Here is an 18909-nt window from a genome sequence, read left to right on the forward strand (position 1 = left end):
ATTTATTTTGTACAAGCCTACAAAATATATAATTAAATTATTTAAAGTTAATAAAACCTTTTTAATTAAAAATTAAATTACTTCATATCTTTTTACGCTTCTTTACTTGAGAAGTTTAATCTGTTAATTAAATTAACCGTCCTTTTTAAGTTAAGGTTTAACTTTTAGGTTAACCGTCCCTAAAATTTGAAGGTGGAAATTACCTCCTGCAGCTCCTGTGCCTTAAGGTTAAGATTTTCTGATAGTTCATTTATCTTTTTATTTTCTTCAGCTTCATCTTGAATTACAGCATTTACTTCTTGGGTTACTGCTGTGTTTTGTTGTGATACAGCAGCTATGCTTCCTATGGCTTCTACTAGTTGATTTTTGTCTTCTGCCATTACTTCTATAGATCTTATAGCTTTTTCTACAGATGAAGATACCATTTCAATGCTATTTTTTAAGGTTACAAAGGTCTTTATGGTCTTAGCTACTTCATCTAGCTCTTTACTAAAGGTTTCTTTAGCTCCTTCAGAAATATCTAAGGATTCTTTAATTGAGTTATTTACATCGCTTATAATGGTTTTAATATCTTGAGCAGCTTCTTGTGATTGTTCTGCTAATTTTCTTATTTCATTGGCTACCACTGAAAATCCTTTTCCAGCTTCTCCAGCTCTAGCTGCTTCTATGGATGCATTTAAAGCTAATAAATTAGTTTGATTGGTTATATCATTTATTTTACTTATTATTTCAAGAATATTATTAGTCTTCTCACTTAATCTTTCTACTGTAGAGGAAACCTTCTCCATAGAGTGGGAATTTTGATAAGAAGCTTCACTTAATCCATTGATAACCTTGTCACTATCATTAAGGGCTGATAAAGCTTCTTCCTTAGAATCATCTACTTCTCTAAGCCTGCTTATGGTATTATTTATTTCATTATTAAGTTTGTTAGACACTTCTGCACAGTTCATGGTGTCTTCAGCTTGTCTAGTAGACCCTTCCGATATTTCTTCCACAGATTTAACTATATCAGAGGACTTTTCAAACATACTTTGGGATAGTGCTAATAAGTTATCTGATGAACTATAGGTTTCTTGGGCTAGACTCCTAGTTTTAGATAAAGCATCCTTTAATTTATCCACCATATTATTAAAGTTTTCACTTAATAGATTCATCTCAGCTATGGAGTATTTTTCTGTCTTAACATCAAAGTCTCCTGAGGAAAGTTTTTTAGTAATAAAGATGATATCGTATATAGGTTTTGTTATCTGTCCCGTAGTAAATATAGATACAAAAATAGAAATTATTATACAAACTACCATCACTATAAGTGAAATTATTGTTATGTTCTTTGCTGATGAATATACTTCGTTGCTAGGAACCTCTGCAATAAATTTCCATCCTGTTTCTTCCATAGTAGTATAAACCACATAAACATTTTTTCCATTTTCTACATAGGTATTTGATCCAGAAGGCTTTCCTTCAATGTCACTTAAATAATTAGCTGAAAATTTTTCTCCAGATTTTTCTTCATTTTTACTTGCTATTATATATCCATCCTTGTCAACTATGTACACTTCACCATTTTTTCCTATATTGGTATCTTTCACAGATTTTGATAATAGCGTTGGATCAACGTTTATCTCTATCATAGCTAAGGGCTTTAATGAAACCGAACTCTTTAAGAGCCTTACATAACTAACACTTTTTTCTCCCGCATTAATTAAAGATTCATGTTTTGGAACCCATAATCCTCTTCCTTCAGCTTCCATAGCCTTTTTAAACCAATCTGACTCATTAATCTTTTTCCAGGTATCATTCTGATCATGCATAAAAGAATTATTATCAGAAGATGAACTAAATCCTGAAAAAGTATGTAAATATATATTTTTAATTATTTTAGTGTTATTAATACCCATAAGATTAACTAGCATCTTGTTAGTATCTAAAGCAAGAAATGCTGTAGAATAATCTTCTTTATTAACTGTTGATATTTTTTCACCAAGCTCATTGTTTGCCACTATTTGCATAGAAGTCTGCTCTATAGTTTCATTAATTACACTGGCATAATTTTTATTTTGATTTAGAATTTGATTGGTAAGATTTTTAAAATCTTCTGTTACCGTATTTTTCGTTATTATGAAATTTCCTACAGTTAAAACTGTTAAGGACAATAAAATAACTAATGAAAAAGTAACCACAAGTTTTCTTAATAAGCCATTTCTTGTAAAAAGTTGCTTTTTGATACTTATTTTATTAATTTCTTGAAGTTTAATGCTGCCTTTATCCCTTTGCCTTTTTAAAGTATTCTTTTTTTTAGCTCTCATACCCTATCCTCCAAATAAATTAATATTGCACTATATTATCGTATATATACTTCAATATCTTAAGTTAATTTGTAAAAATAAGAAATATTTACATTAATATATATACATTATTTGGTATTTTATGATAAAATTATCTTTGTAAGAGTATAATGAGGTGGATATTATGAAGAATCATGTGCATATAAGTAAAATAGTAGTAATTATCTTATTAAGCTTTATAACTTTTTCATTTATACCTATTTCAAGTAATCTAGATTCAGACAATTATCAAGGTCAAAAAAAGCTTAAATTTTCTTATGAAATCCTTTTCTCTGAAAATGATAATGCTAAGTTTAAAGCAAATGCAGGTAATATGGCAAAGCTTATTTTACAAGATATGAAAGTTTCTAAAGAGAATGGATTTTATCATGAAGGATTTTATATGTTCTTAATTGGAATTTGTATTGTTATGAGTATTTATAATTTTACTCTTTACAATAAGCGAGATAATGAGAAATCCCCTCTTTTACTAGGGATATTTTGTTTGCTCTTAATAATAAGGCTGCTAGTAACTGATAACGTTCTCATACTAAGATTTATTCCCTTTATCTCTTGGAAGATGCATACATTTTTATATTCCTGCTCATTTTTCACTTATATTCCCACATATATAATATACCTAGGTTTTTTATATCCTAAATTAATTAATGAAAAAATTCTACTTATTACAAAACATTCCTTAATTTTTTATGTTTTATATTTAGCAATTACTCCTGTTAAATATCATTTTATAGTTTTTGTATTATATCAATCTATCACTTTATTATTAATGATCCATGTTGTGACAAAACTTTTCAAAAAATGCTTTTATGATTTGAACTCATACTTATTAATTTTTTTATCTGCACTTACATTGCTTATAACAAACTCATACGAACTCTTAAGAAAATACGTTTTAAATAATAATTTTTTCATGGTAAATGTAGGATTTCTAATATTTTTATTGCTTCAAAGCTATCTTATTGCAAATAAATATGTGGACAGTTTCAATAATATAGAGAATTTATCAGAAAAGCTAAAACGCCATAATAAGTTAAAAGATGAATTTTTACTGTACATTTCAAAAGAATTGAAGTCTCCTATGAATAGTATTATAGGTCTTACAGAATCCATAGTTTCCGATGAGAATAAATTAAGTTCAAATCAACTTCTAGATACTAAGCTTATAAATTACAGTGCTGTTCAACTTTCTAAGCTAGTAGATGATATTTTAGATTATTCTAAACTTAACAATACAGATATTGTTCTAGATAAGCATCCTGTAAATATAAAACAACTAGCAGACATGATATTTTTAATTGCTAAGGGATCATTAACTAATAAAAATCTCATACTTAAAAATGATATCTCTAATGATCTTCCTTTAGTTTATGCTGACATAAACAGATTACAGCAAATTATAAATAACTTATTAGAAAATGCAATAAAATACACCTCTGAAGGAATAATAACACTAAATGCTGTAGTTATAAATAATTTTGTAAAAATATCTGTGGAAGACACTGGAATAGGTATACCTATTTGGAAGGTTAATTCACTTTTTGATGCCTATACTATTAAAAATAGTCAGGATGTATCTTCTACTACGGGCTTAACCCTCCACCTTACAAAAAAACTAATAGAGCTCCATGGAGGTAGTATTAACGTATCCTCTCACGTGGGAAAAGGTTCTAAATTTAGTTTTACTATGCCTTTATATGAAGAAAATACTGAAGTAATGAATAGAGATAATCATTTTGAATTCGAAAATATTATAGAAAATTATTCAGTGGCTAAATCATCTATGCCAGTTAACCCTCAAGAAAAACAAAAAAATTATAGAATATTAATTGTAGATAATGAACTACCTAGCAGAAAGGTAGTGGAAAATCATCTTCTAGCAGATGGCTACTCCTTAACCTCAGTGTCCTCTGGAAAAGAGGCTATGGAAATTATATCTAATGAAGATGCTTTAGATCTTGTTATACTAAATTTATTTATACCAGATATGATTGGCTATGAGCTTTGCAGTAACATAAGAAATAAAAAATCCCTTTATGATCTGCCAATTTTAATGCTTACTTCCAGTACAAAAACTGATAGTCTACTTTTATCTTTTGAGTCTGGTGCTAACGACTATCTTATTAAACCTGTAGATAAGGTTGAACTTTTATCTAGGGTAAAGACTCTAATTAAGCTAAAACACTATGTTAAAGAATCCCTTGAGCTTCATAACCAAATAAGTTATACCACAAAAAAAGTAGCAGATCTTACTGACGATATAAATAAGGTAAGGGAATTAGATAAATTAAAAACAGAATTCTTTTCCAATATATCTCATGAATTAAAAACGCCTTTAAATGTAATATGGACAAGCGTCCAGCTATTGAAATCATTTGATTATGAAGGTTACCAGAACAGCGTCAGTATTCCTAGATATTTAAATATAATGAACCAAAATTGTTTAAGACTTATTAGGCTTATTAATAACATAATAGATATAACCAAGATTGATGGAAATTACCTACAGGTGGAGATGTCCAATAATGATATAATATTCACCATTGAAGAAATATCTCTTTCAGTTGTTAACTATGCAGAATCCTTGGGCTTAAATTTAATATTTGATACTGAAATAGAAGAAAAATATATGGCCTTTGACCAAGATAAAATTGAAAGGATAATATTAAATCTACTTTCTAATGCTATTAAATTCACACCTAAAGGTGGCACTATTGAGGTACTTGTAAAAGAAATTGAAGATAATATAAGAATTATAGTTAAAGATAGTGGTATAGGTATACCTGAAGACAAGCTAAAAGTTATCTTTGATAGGTTTATGCAGGTAGATAAATCTCTTTCAAGAAAAACAGAAGGAAGCGGCATAGGTTTATCTCTAGTAAAATCCTTAGTGGAGCTCCACGGGGGCACTGTAAAAGCAGAAAGCACTTATGGCAGTGGAAGTTCCTTTATAATAGACCTTCCTGTAAGGGTATTAGAAGATAATACTATCCCTGTTATGAAGGATAAACTCATACCTCCTTCAAATAAAATTGATAGAATCAATATAGAATTTTCTGATATCTATACCTATTAATTTTATGTATATTTTAGCCTGTTAACCTCTTCTTTTTTCTAAAACCTTAATTCTAAAATACTAAATGGAAGATTTGAAATTGTTGTCTAAGTCCATGTTATCTAAAAACTTAATTACTTAATAAAAATCAGACATATCATTAACAAAAAACCAGGCATTTCGTAAAGTGCCTGGTTTTTTAATGGGATTATTTAAAAATCTTTTTTAACAATTTCATATTATTTTTATATGGAGGGTATCTAAAATTAAAATCTAACACATTACCTCTTTTAATAAAACTCTTTGAATGGGAAAATGTTTCAAAGGTCTTCTTACCATGGTAACTACCCATACCACTATCTCCCACTCCTCCAAATGGAAGTGATGTAGATGCTACATGCATTATGGTGTCATTTATACATCCTCCTCCAGAAGATGTGGTTTTAATTATATTTTCTCCCTTTTCCTTATCTTTAGTAAAATAATAAAGTGCCAATGGCTTTGGTCTGCAATTTATGAACTTAACAGCTTCCTTTAAATCCTTATATTCTAAAATAGGAAGCAAAGGTCCAAATATTTCATCTGTCATAAGAGGTGAATCTTCTGATATATCTATTAGTGCTGTAGGTGCTATATATAGCTTTTCGTTATTATAACTGCCTCCCATAACTAGCTTTCCTTGAGATAAGTATCCAACTAACCTTTGAAACTGCTTGTTGTCTATGATTTTAGGATAGTCCTTACTAAGCATGGCTTCTTTGCCATAAAACTTTTCTGTCCAAAACTTTAACTTTTTAATAAACTCATCTTTAATACTATCATGTACTAACACATAATCCGGTGCTACACAAGTTTGTCCTGCATTAATAAATTTTCCCCAGGCTATACGCTTCGCAGCTAAGGATACATCACAATCTTCATCTAAAAGTGCTGGACTCTTGCCTCCCAACTCTAAGGTAACGGGAGTAAGATGTTTAGAAGCGGCCTCCATTACAATCTTTCCTACTGCCACACTACCAGTAAAGAAAATATAATCATACTTTTCTTTAAGTATAGCTGAAACCTCTTCTCTTCCTCCAAAGGGTTCTATAACTGCTGCATATTCCTTTGGGAAACACTCTTCTATAATTTTCATTATTACTAATGTGGTTTCTTTAGAATATTGAGATGGCTTAATAAGGGCGCAATTTCCAGCAGCCATGGCTCCCACTAAAGGTGCTATGTTAAGTTGAAAAGGATAGTTGAAAGGTCCAATAATTAAAACTACTCCATAGGGTTCTTCATAGATGTAGCTTTTACTTGGCCAGTTGTATATTGGAGTCCTAACCCTTTTAACCTTTGCCCATTTTTTTAAATTTTTTAGTATATAATCAATTTCATCATATACTATTCCTACTTCTGTGGCTAAGCTTTCAAAGGGTGACTTGTTAAGGTCAACTCTAAGTGCTTCATATATTTCTTCCTCATGATTTTTAATACTATTTCTAAGTCTTTTAAGCATCTCTATTCTAAAGTCTATATCCTTTGTTTTATCAGTTTCAAAAAACTCTCTTTGCTTTTCAATTATCATATTAAAATCCATATGACATCCCCCTTTTGTTCCAATAGCATAACTATATCATTTAAATGATTTCTTTACTCTCAAAGCATATAATCTAATGATTTTCATATGGTAGCTATATCACTTAAATGACTATTTTTACTCTTAAAGCATATCATCTATTAGTTCCCATATCATAGCTATATCAATCAGATGATTCTCTTTATTCTTTAAGTATATCATCTATTTGTTCATATAACATAACTATATCACTTAAATAAATTATTAAAAAGGAGATACATATATTGTAATGTTTCATTTTAATTAAATTTCACCTTTAAGCCTTGGTTTATTTTACTGTAAGGTATTAAAAACTCTGGATTTCCTGCAGCAAAAGGAGCTATTTCATAAACTTGAAAGTATACTACAATACCATCCTTGGTAAAATAAAAATCTTGATTTTCCTTTATGGTTTTAAAAGCATCTTTAAAATAATTGTCAGGGTGCTTTGATATTTCAGATAATATTTCTTGATTTATTATGGACTTATAGTCATAGCCTTCCTTAAAAATATCTTTGATTTGCAACCTCTCACCGGTTTTAAGATTATAGTTATAGGGTACCACCTTGTATATTCCATGAGCTCCCCCTCTATACTCGTAATAAGTTACTATAAGACTTAAATAATCATTTAAATAATGCAAATTATACTTGGTTATCACCTGGAAAGGGGTTACGTCTAACCCTGCTTTTAATAAGCTACTATAGTTTTCTAAGGCTGAGGCTTCAATGGAACTTTTGAAATTCATAGCATCATCGTATAATGTTTTATTAATAGATTTTTCTATATTACTGTCTAAAATCCCTGAAATCACTGGAATGTTGAGTTCAGTGGTTAAATAAGGTTTTGAATCTTTAACTATCTTAGGTGTTACTTTAATCTTACCTTCCTTTAATATAAATTCCGCACCTTGTACATTAACACTTATAATGTTTATAATAACTATTGCAAAAATCATAAATGAATAAAAAATATTCTTTGTATTTTTCAAAGATATCACCCCCTAATTATTACCTTAATATTATTACCTTAATATTTTTTTTTATTTATCCTATAAATAATTTGCTATTAAGCTTATAATAGATTTGAATAATATTGTATATGAGGTGTAATAATGAATTATAATTTTATACTTCAAAAAAATAAATACAGTTTTTCCTATAGTCCACCCATAGCATTGGTGGATGAGAAGTTAGCTAATGAAAGAGCAAAGGAAATATCATTTTTTATAAGGGAATTACAACTATACGGCGTAACCTTAAAAGACCTCTATAAGAGTACACCTAGCTTTACAGAAAAGAATCAGCTACTAAATGTAACATTAGCTATATCTAAGGAAGAAAGTTTTATTAGGGAGTTTAAAGCTGTAAGAAAATTAAATATTAAAAGATTAAATAAGTATACGGAAATCCCAAAGAGGCATCTAGAAAAATGGAGCAGTTACTTAATAGCCTATATACTTTTGTTTTCTAATACTGCCTATGATAAAATAACAAAATATATAACCATACAATTAAATGACGATCCCTCTAATTCCTTAGCTTTATATTCTCCTAATTCTATAGAGATAAATACGGGTATCGTACTGGAAACCTCTAATAATAATGCCGTTATACTTACATACCATGGAGAATTTTTAAATATTAAGACTACTGATAACCCTGATTTAGGTACCGTATCTTCTGGTGATCTTAAAAAGAGTTTAGTAGATTTTAAAGTCCCCATAGCTTTAATTGTATTTGCTTGTGTAGTGTTTTTGCTATTTGGTTTTACTTATTATAATATTTCAAAAAGCACTGTAATAGTTCATCATAAGAGTGATTATATTATTACGGTAAATAATTTAAATAGAGTAATTAAAGTTACCTCTTCCACTAACAAAGGGAGGGATATTTTAAAAAGTAGTAAAATGAAGCACAAGAATATAGATAATGCTATTTTGTCTTTGCTTCAAGATATGGAAAAAAACAATATTTTAATAACAAATGACACTATTACCTTTATAGTTTCAGGCAGTGCTTTAGACTACAATAGTTTAACTAAAAGTGAAACTTACTTAACAGATAAAAAAATCAATGTAGAAATAAACAATTCAGGAAGAAATCACACAATTAAATAATTATATTTTAGAAAGGATTACTAGTCTCTTATGAAGCCAAAAAATATAATAAAGCATGAAGAAAGGTCAGAAGAAATAAGAATAAACAAATATATTAGTGAAAGTGGCTTTTGTTCTAGGCGCCAAGCTGACAGATATTTAGAAGCTGGTGAAGTTACCATAGATGGTAAAATAGCAAACCTAGGTGATAAGGTAAAACCTGGAGAGAAGGTATGTATCAAAGGGAAACCCCTTTATAAAGAAGAAGAATTGGTATACATAGCCTTAAACAAGCCAGTGGGTATAACTTGTACTACAGATAGAAAAACGCCAGGAAATATAGTTGATTTTATGAACTATCACAAAAGAATTTTTCACATAGGAAGATTAGATAAAGATTCTCAAGGCCTTATATTACTCACTAATGATGGAGATATAGTAAATAAAATATTAAGAGAAGGCAATAACCACGATAAAGAATACATAGTAACGGTGGATAAATCTATTACAAATGATTTTATACTTAATATGTCGCAAGGTGTTAAAATTTTAGATACTGTAACTAAAGAATGCTATATTAAAAAAGAGGGCAGCAAAGTATTTAGAATAATATTAACTCAAGGTCTTAATCGCCAAATAAGAAGAATGTGCCAAGCTTTAGGTTACAATGTAACAAAATTAGAGAGAATACGTATAATGAACATTAAGCTCGGTTCACTTCCCTTAGGCAAATGGCGCTACCTAACTTTGGATGAGCTTAAAGAATTAAATACACTGATTTCTAACTCTATAAAAACAGAAGAGGCTTCAAAATAAGCCTCTTCACTTTATTTTTAATTTCTTTATATAACTTTCTAAGGTATCTTTATTTTCTATGTTGATTCTCTTTATTTCAAAAACATTATCTTTTTTATTTGCTAATCCTTGTAAAGTGGTAAATCCAAGATTAAAGCCAAAAGATTTTACTGCATTTATAGTATCAGCATTATACTTTTTATCATCATAAGAAATAAAACTAACAGGTTTCTTTGTTACCTTTTCTAATTTTTGTTTTCCATCGCTGATTATCCTTTTCTGCTGCTCCATAGTCATTTCTGCAATATTATTAGAAGATACATAGTACATACCTATTTCCATACCGTAATCTTGCATCTCATTAATCTGAGAAGAAGTCAAATAACCAGTAACATTATTAACTTTGCTTCCATCAATAAAACAAATTGCTTTAAATCCATACTTTTTTAGTATAGGGAGTACCAGAGTATATTTGTCATTGTAGCCACTATCAAAGGTAATTAAAACAGGTTTTTCAGGTAAGGATTTATTATTTATTAGATATTCACTAAGCTGCATTGAAGTTATACTATTATATCCATTTTCTTTTAAGTGCTTCATCTGTATTTCAAAATTATTCTTTGAAACCGTTCCTTCAATACCCTCTTTTTCCTTAACGGAGTTATAAGTCAATATAGGAATACCTGAACTTTCAGTAGTTTTTTCAGAATTTATGTTTCTCCCCTCATCTTTTGTATTCTTTGTAGAGGATACAGTGCTATCTTTTTCTTTCCCCTGGTTTTTTGAGGTTTTATCTGAAGTTTGTATAATTGATTTCTTTGCATTTTTAAGTTTCATTTCACCAACTGCAGCAGTTAAAACCAATGCAGCGGCTAGTCCCATTGCTATAGTTATGAGAAATCTTTTATTACTAATTTTCAAGCATATCATCCTTTCCTAGCTGTTTGTAATGTTTATATTTAAGCATGCCTTTGATAATAAGCCCTTACTCTTTAACCTTTTGTATACATGTATGGACCTCCATTTTACTACTATTCATAATTATACCATAAATAATATATATTCATTATACATAAATATAAAAACTTCTATGCTTTTTATTAACTTATTTCCATTATGATGGTATAATATAATAAAAGAGTAAATGGTGATGTAAATGAAAGATAACATTATTTATGTAGATTTTAATTTAAAAACCAAAAAAAAATTCTCTTTTAAAGCTTTTCTAAAATTTATAAAAAGAAAATTTCTAAGCATATTTAGAAAAAATAAAAATTCTAATAAAACCATAAGTAATTTCAAGAAAAATTTACTGTAATTTATCCAATAATACATTAAGAAACTTATTTACCAGGCAGGAGTGAAGTTATGAGAATTGGCATGGGTTATGATGTACACAGATTAGTAACAGATAGAAAACTTATTATAGGAGGGGTTTGTATACCTTTTCACAAGGGCCTTTTAGGACATTCCGATGCTGATGTATTACTTCATGCAATTATGGATGCACTTTTAGGAGCAGCTGCTTTAGGCGATATCGGAAAACACTTTCCTGATACAGATGGTAAATTTAAAGATATTTCTAGTTTATTTTTGCTTTCAGAGGTAAAAAAATTATTAGATTCCAAGGGATATAAAATAGAAAATTTAGATGCTACCATAATAGCTGAAAAACCAAAAATGGCTCCTTATATCCCAAACATCATTGAAAATATAAGCAAAGCACTTAGTATAGACCCTAGTAAGATAAATGTAAAGGCCACCACTGAAGAAGGACTAGGTTTTACTGGACAAGGAGAAGGCATAGCTAGCCAATGCATATGCTTACTTATATAAATTAAATCCTATAAAACTATACAGTTTATATAAAAAAGACTTCCTAGGAAGTCTTTTTTATATATTAAACAATGTGGAGGTTTTTTGAATGATATACTCTGGATCGAAGGGCATGTAAATACAAAAATCAACTATACTTTGCCACAATTCTCTTTCCTTACTGTAATTGAACTTTTCTGTGAAAAGTATCTTATAACAATGCTCTAAAGTTTCATCCTTTTCTAATAACTCCATAAGCTCTATATGTAAATTGGAATTAAGTCTTACATCAATAAAAACAATATCAGGTACTTCTCTTTTAATAATGTATTGAAATTCTTCTTGATTTTCAGGCATTATTAATTCCATATTATTATTCTTTGAATAATTTAAAGTTTGGGATAAAAGAATCTTAAACTTTTCTTCCTGGGATGCAATAAATATCTTTTTCATAAAATCACCTACTACAAATTGGCAATGACAAAAACACAGTATCGCCCCTTCCTTCTATATTTTTAATCCATAGTTTACCTTTATGATTTTCAACAATAGATTTACAAAGCCTTAAATCTATGTCCATGTTATTTTCTCCACATATCTTCCAGTCCCCTAAAGATATGATAATATCTTTTTCTTCCTGTTTAACAGTGCAATAAAGGTTACCTGATTGAGTATTTTCAATAACTTTATAAAGTAAGATTTCTATGACCTTACTTATTTTTTCTTCATCCACTTCTATTTCTTTTATATCATCACCTATATCATCTACAATTTCTAACTCCTTTTCTTCTAAAAGACCATAGCTTGACAATATTACTCTATTTATAATTTCTTTTATATCTGATTTCTTCATATTAAATTTTTCTAACTGTATTTCAATATTAGTAAGTTCTACTATATTCTCTATAATATTATTCAGACTATTAACTTCCTCAACAACAATATCAAAATTTTTATTCATTACCTCGAATTCTTCTTTAATCATAGAAACATCCTGAAGATTATTCAATTTTTCTATTAGCTTACTGGTTGTCATCTTGTTTATTTTAGTAAATCCCATAATATAAGTAATACAAGATAAAAACTCATGGTAAGAAGAAAATACCAAATGGTTATTAGTTTTACTTTCATTTTTTAAATTATCTATCAATTCGTTATATTCATTTTCTTTTAATGCTGTTACTTTATGTGTATAATTTTTAATTGCCATTATATTTATAATATAAAAAATTATAGAAGATATAATAGTGGCAAAAATTACTGCCATTAGTATAATATTAATTTCCTTACCTTTAGTATTATATAAAATAATGCTATAAGTTAATGATAAAATTGTGAATATTATAGTATTTAAAATTAATGTAATATAAAGCTTTTTATGTTTTTTCATATTCAAAAGTACCCCCATATTATCATCGTAATTATTTGTATGAAATTTATAGATATTGATTAAATAGGTACTTAATAATTATGTATAAGCAAAAAAGAGCTATCTTTATATAGAAATAACTCTCTATTTTAAGATAAACTCTTTTTATTTTAATGATGGAGCTAATACAGGCTTTGCATTATAGGATTCAAATAAATTTATAGTTTCTTTATAGGAATCTTCAGCTTTTTTTATGTTTTCTTCATCTATAGGTATATTATTATCTTCCTTTACCTCGTTAAGAGGTATAATTTTATAGGTAAATTTAGTATTATCTATAGGTTTTCTGTAGACCCAAGTAGGTACATAGCTTACATTATCCAGCTGAACCTTATTGCTATCTTTATCTTTAACAAAGTCAATATTCACTATAATTCCATCTTCAGGATATTTATTGTTTATTATTTCTCTTCTCTGATTGGATAAAAAGTTACCTAAAGAATATAAAACCAAAGTATTTTTCTTAGAAACATTGGAACTTATATATTCCATAGGTTGAATTACGTGGGGGTGACCGCCTATGATAACATCCACACCTAGATCTGCTAATTTTTTAGATATCTTTTTTTGATATTCATTAGGTTTTCTTTCGTATTCATTGCCCCAATGCATAGAAAAAACTATCACTTCTGCCCCTTTTGACTTCATCTCATTTATTCTTTTTTCCATTTCCTTATAATTTGCTTCCAATTCAGAATAGTTGAATCTATCAAAAAGCTCTAAAGCATTATTAGAGATTTTTATGGAATTTAATGTTCTTGAACTACCCTTTTTATCCGTTTCAAAAACATAGTTAGAAAATCCAAATTTTATTCCCTTTACCTCTTTTATTACATAGGTGGGAACCTTAGTGTTTTCCCTAATTCCCATAAGATCAAATCCCTTAGATTTAACTACTTCAGCAGTTCTTATAAGCCCTTGAGTGCCTTTGTCCATAATATGATTATTAGCTGCAGAAAGCACATCAAAACCGCTAAACCTTAAAGCATCTAATATTTCATCTGGAGAATTAAATACAGGGAAACCTGAGTATTTTTCTTTACTCCCAGCTAAGGTTGTTTCTAAATTGGCTATAGCTAGGTCAGCTTCTTCAATATATGGCTTTACATATTCAAAGTTATCCTTAAAATCGTAACTCTTAGTGGAAGCATCGTAATGTGATATAAGTTGAGTTTCATGAAGAATAATATCTCCTACCGCAGTGACCCTAATCTTGTTAGGATCTTTCTTAATACTATATTTTTCTTTAGAATTATCCTTAGATTGATTTTTCTTTGGTGTTTCATTATTTTTATCTTTTGAAAGGTTTATATACTTACATCCACTAAAAATGAACATAAAAACAAATATTAAGCTTAATGCTTTTTTCATTGAACTAGCATACCTCCATAAAAATTATTTACCTTGTAATGGTATATCTTTCTTTTATACTAGGAATCATGACTATTGCTATCAAAGCACATATTCCCATTAAATAAGGATAGTATAGGTATTTCATTATGCTGAAAGGTGATAACTTAGATAAAGTAGCTGCAGACAGCATCTGTGCCCCATAGGGTATTATACCTTGAAATACACAGGAAAACATATCTAGAATGCCTGCCACCCTCTTAGGCTCTAAATTAAACTCATCAGATATATCCTTGGCTATAGGTCCTACTGTTACAATAGCTATAGTGTTGTTGGCAGTGCAGATATCCACCAAACTCACTAATAAAGCTATACCTAGCTCTGCACCTTTTTTAGACTTTACTTTGGATGTTATGACGTTAAGTATAAAATCTATGCCACCATTATTTTTAATAAGCTCTACCATACCGCCTATTAATAAGGATATTATTATGAGCTCAAACATGCCTTGCATTCCTTTTGCAGAAGCCTGCATAAATCCTACTAGACTAAAGGCTCCCTGCCATATACCTATCACAGCTGAAAGCAATATTCCTCCAGTTAAAACTAAAATAACATTTACTCCCATTAATGCTCCTAATAGCACCCCTAAGTAGGGTATAACCTTTATTACGTTATAAGTGTAGCTTTCGGTTACATGAAAATTATTTCCTCTAGAAATAAACATAAATATTAATGCGGTTAATATAGCTGCAGGCAAGACAATTATAAAATTCATTCTAAATTTGTCCTTCATCTCACAACCTTGAGTTTTTGTTGCAGCTATAGTGGTGTCAGAAATCATGGATAAGTTATCTCCAAACATAGCACCACCTACCACCGCTCCTACCACTAGTGCCACTGGTATCCCAGTATGAGAACCTATGCCCATGGCTATAGGCACCATAGCCACTATAGTTCCCATGGAAGTTCCTATAGAAATAGCTATAAAGCAAGATATAACAAAGACTCCAGCCACTAAAATATTACTTGGCAAAAGAGAAAGTCCTAAATTAACCGTGGATTCCACAGCTCCCATGGCCTTTGCAGACTCTGCAAAAGCCCCAGCCAGAAGAAATATTAGACACATTAGAATAATATTGCCCTCTCCTGCCCCCTTACAAAATATGTCTAACTTTTCATTAAAATTAACCTTACTATTCATAAATAAAGCTGTCAGCGCCGCTATTAAAAAAGGTACTATTACCGGCATAGCATAAAAATCCTTTAAAACCACAGAAACTCCTATAAAAATTACCACAAATACCAACAATGGCAAAAGAGCTAAAAAACTCCCCTTCTTTTGTTTATTATACATTCTGTCCACCCCATCATTATTTAATCAAGATTAAATAAAAAACCTCTGCCCAAAAGCAGAGGTTTTTTCTCTTATCTCTCAGGTATACCTGCAGGATTTAGCACCTTAAAGCTATGCTTTTGGTTGCTGGATTTCATAGGGCCTGTCCCTCAATCACTCTTAATAAGATATTTATAAATTTCTTAATAAGAATATCAATATTATTCACTATTGTCAATAATAATATATTTCCAATGCTAAAATGATGGCGGTAATAATTAAAAATTTAGAATTGAGAATTTAAAATGAAGGTTAGCTTTTCTGGAAAAGCACCAGAAAAACTTTAAAGTTAGTTAAAAAATAAATCTTCTTAAAAATTTATTTAGATTCATCCTACTAACAGAATTCCTAAAGGAATTTTGTTAGTAGTTTTTTATACATTATTGTTTTTTCTGATGTTCTTTCAGAAAAAACCTCCTTCATTTTAAATTCTAAATTCTCAATTCTCAATTAAAAAGAAAGCCTAACGGCTTTCTTTTTACTCAAAGGCTATTTCTAAAATTTTTGTTATATCTTCTTTATATAGTGGCATTAGTGTTCCTAGAGGTTCTAGCATAGCTGCGTTATTGGCTATGAAATCTATTTCCTCTTTTTTTACTCCTGATTCTTTTAGAGTTATAGGAGCACCTAGACTCTTATAGAATTCTCTTAGTTTTTCTATGGCTTGTAGACCTATTTCTTCTTTAGAGCCTTCTGTGATGTTGAATACTTTTTCACCAAAACGTGCAAATTTATCCACTGCTTTATTTTGTACATACTTCATCCAAGCTGGCATTACTATGGCAAGACCAGAACCGTGAGCTATATCGTTAAGCACTGACACTGAGTGTTCTATGGAGTGACTAGCCCAATCTCCCACTCTTCCTGTACCATTGATGCCATTTAATGCAAGTGTTGCACACCAAGCTAGCTCACTTCTTGAATCATAATTTTCTGGGTCTTTTAATAAAATTGGAGTATGCTTAATTATAGTCCTAATGATACCCTCAGATAATTCATCCATCATATCGGTTTTATCAGTGCCGCCAAAATAAAGCTCAAATACATGACTTAAAGCATCTATAGCTCCATTAGCAGTTTGTATTGGAGGTAATGATGATTGAATGGAAGGATCTAATATTGATACTACAGGATATAATAACGGAGAGCCAAAACTCCATTTTTTCTTTTCTTCTTCATTGGTTATTACACCGCCGGAGTTCATTTCTGAGCCTGTAGCAGATATAGTTAGTATGGTGAATATAGGTAGAGCTCTTTTTACTTCTTCTCTTTTGCCAAAGAAGTCCCATACATCCCCGTTATAGTAGAAACCTGCGGAGGCTGCTTTTGCTGAGTCTATTACACTGCCTCCACCTATGGCTATAATAGCTTCAGTATCATTTTCTCTCATTATATTGATGGCTTCTCTTACTTTTGATACCACCGGGTTTGCTTTAACTCCTGTTACTTCTACATATTGTATGTTATTATCTTTTAGTGAACTTATTACTGTATCATATACACCATTTTTAAATATTGAACCTTTTCCGTATAGCAAAAGAACCTTTGTTATGCCATAACTTGATACATGCTGTCCTATGGAACTTATAGTATCTTTACCAAATACCATTTTAGTAGGATTGTAAAATTTAAAATTACGCATGAAAATCCTCCTTAAGTTATTTATATATTATTTTCATTTTATTTACATAATATTCTATATAAAGCATATCACAAAATAATATTTCTAACATTAAGAATTTGTAAATAAATTATGATAATTATTTTCTAATTTCTTTAAGAAAGGATATTCCATTTTCCGGGGAAATAATATTAAAATACTCTGCCACAGTGGCTCCTACATCAGATAAAGTTTCTCTTGTTCCTAACTCTACTTTGTTAACATTTTTTCCATATACAAGAATTGGCACCATTTCTCTGGTATGATGACTGTGTCCTATAGTTGGATCATTTCCATGGTCCGCCATTACTAAAAGTATATCTTCGTCTTTTAGCATTTCCATTATTTCTCCTATATATTTATCCGCTATCTCCAGCTTATTGGCATAAGCTTCCACATTTTCGCTATGTCCACTGAGGTCTGTCTCTTGAACATTGGTACATATGAATCCTTCTTCCATTTTATTTAGTTCATCTATGGTAACTTTTAGTACCTCTTCAGTATCCACACCAGTTATACTTTTTCCATAATCATTAATTACTATATCAGCCACTTTTCCTATAAGGGTTACTTTCATTCCTGCCTTTCCCATTATAGTAGGCACTTGAACTTCTGGATCTATGCCATAACCTAAGTGGATTACGTTATACCCTTCATTATAAACACCAGATTTGGGAGCATTTATTCCTATATATCCATTTTCCTTTTCTTCTTCAGCACTTAATATGTCTTCTATAGTAACATTTTTACCGCCAAAAGTTATTACCCTAGATACATATACTTTACTTCTTACTATTTTACCTATTTTTAATACTTCTTCAAAAGGAATTACATCTAGAGCTGAAGTTATATTATAAGCTTGCCCTGGATCTGCTTCTATATTGTCCGCTACAGTAAGGGCATTATTTACCTTTAGATATTTTCCTCGCTTTCCATAAACATACTCTACTTTATATCCTTCTTTTACTAAGGCTTCATATACTCTCTCTGCTGCCTTATAGAAAGGTTCCTTAATGGGCATTTTAGGGTTTGTTCCCATAATCTCCTGATGACCGTAAAAGGTATCAGCTCCGAAATGCATAAGCTCAGCTCTTCCAAAAGTAGCATTGGAAGAAAACTTCATAGAACTAACTTCCTCTCCTAAGGCATTCATAAGTCCTAACCTTTCAAGATTAGGAAGTTTAAGTTTTTCTTTTTTTTCTAAAATATGCTTACAAGTATTTGAACCTACATCTTGTGGTCTTACTTTTTCAGCGTCCTTCATATGTCCTATACCAAATCCATCTAATACTATAACTAAAAATCTTTTCATAATTTCTTCCTTTCATAAATAATATTTTTTCAATATGAAATAAGGCTGTG

Annotated in this window: 14 protein-coding genes and 1 riboswitch; of the genes, 4 read left to right on the forward strand and 10 right to left on the reverse strand. The window is 29.8% G+C overall.

What is annotated here, in order from left to right; translation table 11 throughout:
* Positions 1–179: 179 nt before the first annotated feature.
* A complete protein-coding gene (locus BUA82_RS10790; protein WP_073007738.1) occupies positions 180–2309 on the reverse strand; it encodes a methyl-accepting chemotaxis protein in 2130 nt (709 codons plus the stop codon).
* Between the two features lie 163 nt (positions 2310–2472).
* On the opposite strand from BUA82_RS10790, the gene BUA82_RS20330 reads away from it, so the two are divergent.
* The gene (locus BUA82_RS20330; protein ID WP_083599897.1) at positions 2473–5424 is read left to right on the forward strand and encodes an ATP-binding protein; all 2952 of its coding nucleotides are present in this window, start codon (positions 2473–2475) and stop codon (positions 5422–5424) included.
* Positions 5425–5611: 187 nt separating this feature from the next.
* On the opposite strand, the gene BUA82_RS10815 is transcribed toward BUA82_RS20330, so the two are convergent.
* A complete protein-coding gene (locus BUA82_RS10815) occupies positions 5612–6985 on the reverse strand; it encodes an aldehyde dehydrogenase (RefSeq protein WP_073007741.1) in 1374 nt (457 codons plus the stop codon).
* A gap of 278 nt (positions 6986–7263) precedes the next feature.
* A complete protein-coding gene (locus BUA82_RS10820) occupies positions 7264–7995 on the reverse strand; it encodes a DUF3298 and DUF4163 domain-containing protein (protein WP_073007744.1) in 732 nt (243 codons plus the stop codon).
* A gap of 123 nt (positions 7996–8118) precedes the next feature.
* Between BUA82_RS10820 and BUA82_RS10825 the strand changes: the two genes are divergently transcribed.
* Both BUA82_RS10825 and rluF read left to right on the forward strand, forming a co-directional pair.
* Positions 8119–9123 (forward strand): anti-sigma factor domain-containing protein, encoded by a 1005-nt coding sequence (locus tag BUA82_RS10825; protein ID WP_073007747.1) that lies wholly within the window; start codon positions 8119–8121, stop codon positions 9121–9123.
* A 30-nt stretch (positions 9124–9153) separates the two neighbouring features.
* The gene (gene rluF / locus BUA82_RS10830; RefSeq protein ID WP_073007750.1) at positions 9154–9918 is read left to right on the forward strand and encodes a 23S rRNA pseudouridine(2604) synthase RluF; all 765 of its coding nucleotides are present in this window, start codon (positions 9154–9156) and stop codon (positions 9916–9918) included.
* Between the two features lie 6 nt (positions 9919–9924).
* Here rluF and BUA82_RS10835 read toward each other — a convergent pair whose 3' ends face one another.
* Positions 9925–10818 (reverse strand): polysaccharide deacetylase family protein, encoded by an 894-nt coding sequence (locus BUA82_RS10835; protein WP_073007753.1) that lies wholly within the window; start codon positions 10816–10818, stop codon positions 9925–9927.
* A gap of 447 nt (positions 10819–11265) precedes the next feature.
* On the opposite strand from BUA82_RS10835, the gene ispF reads away from it, so the two are divergent.
* Positions 11266–11733 carry a 2-C-methyl-D-erythritol 2,4-cyclodiphosphate synthase gene (gene ispF / locus BUA82_RS10840; protein ID WP_073007756.1) on the forward strand — a complete coding sequence of 156 codons (468 nt, stop codon included), beginning with the start codon at positions 11266–11268 and terminating at the stop codon, positions 11731–11733.
* 57 nt (positions 11734–11790) lie between these two features.
* Here the strand turns inward: ispF and BUA82_RS10845 are convergent, their stop codons facing one another.
* The 6 genes from BUA82_RS10845 to BUA82_RS10870 form a co-directional block, all read right to left on the reverse strand.
* Positions 11791–12165 (reverse strand): response regulator, encoded by a 375-nt coding sequence (locus BUA82_RS10845; protein ID WP_073007759.1) that lies wholly within the window; start codon positions 12163–12165, stop codon positions 11791–11793.
* A gap of 4 nt (positions 12166–12169) precedes the next feature.
* A complete protein-coding gene (locus tag BUA82_RS10850) occupies positions 12170–13102 on the reverse strand; it encodes a sensor histidine kinase (RefSeq protein WP_073007762.1) in 933 nt (310 codons plus the stop codon).
* Positions 13103–13246: 144 nt separating this feature from the next.
* Positions 13247–14512 (reverse strand): CapA family protein, encoded by a 1266-nt coding sequence (locus BUA82_RS10855; RefSeq protein ID WP_073007765.1) that lies wholly within the window; start codon positions 14510–14512, stop codon positions 13247–13249.
* Positions 14513–14540: 28 nt separating this feature from the next.
* The gene (locus BUA82_RS10860) at positions 14541–15848 is read right to left on the reverse strand and encodes a Na+/H+ antiporter NhaC family protein (protein ID WP_073007768.1); all 1308 of its coding nucleotides are present in this window, start codon (positions 15846–15848) and stop codon (positions 14541–14543) included.
* A gap of 68 nt (positions 15849–15916) precedes the next feature.
* A riboswitch (SAM riboswitch) is annotated at positions 15917–16017 on the reverse strand.
* A gap of 348 nt (positions 16018–16365) precedes the next feature.
* Complete coding sequence (locus BUA82_RS10865) at positions 16366–17529, reverse strand: iron-containing alcohol dehydrogenase (RefSeq protein ID WP_073007771.1); 1164 nt, start codon at positions 17527–17529, stop codon at positions 16366–16368.
* 118 nt (positions 17530–17647) lie between these two features.
* Positions 17648–18859, reverse strand: a complete 1212-nt coding sequence (locus BUA82_RS10870; RefSeq protein ID WP_073007774.1) for a phosphopentomutase — start codon at positions 18857–18859, stop codon at positions 17648–17650.
* Positions 18860–18909: the final 50 nt, after the last annotated feature.

It is taken from the genome of Clostridium amylolyticum, assembly GCF_900142075.1.
Classification (GTDB): domain Bacteria; phylum Bacillota; class Clostridia; order Clostridiales; family Clostridiaceae; genus Clostridium_AA; species Clostridium_AA amylolyticum.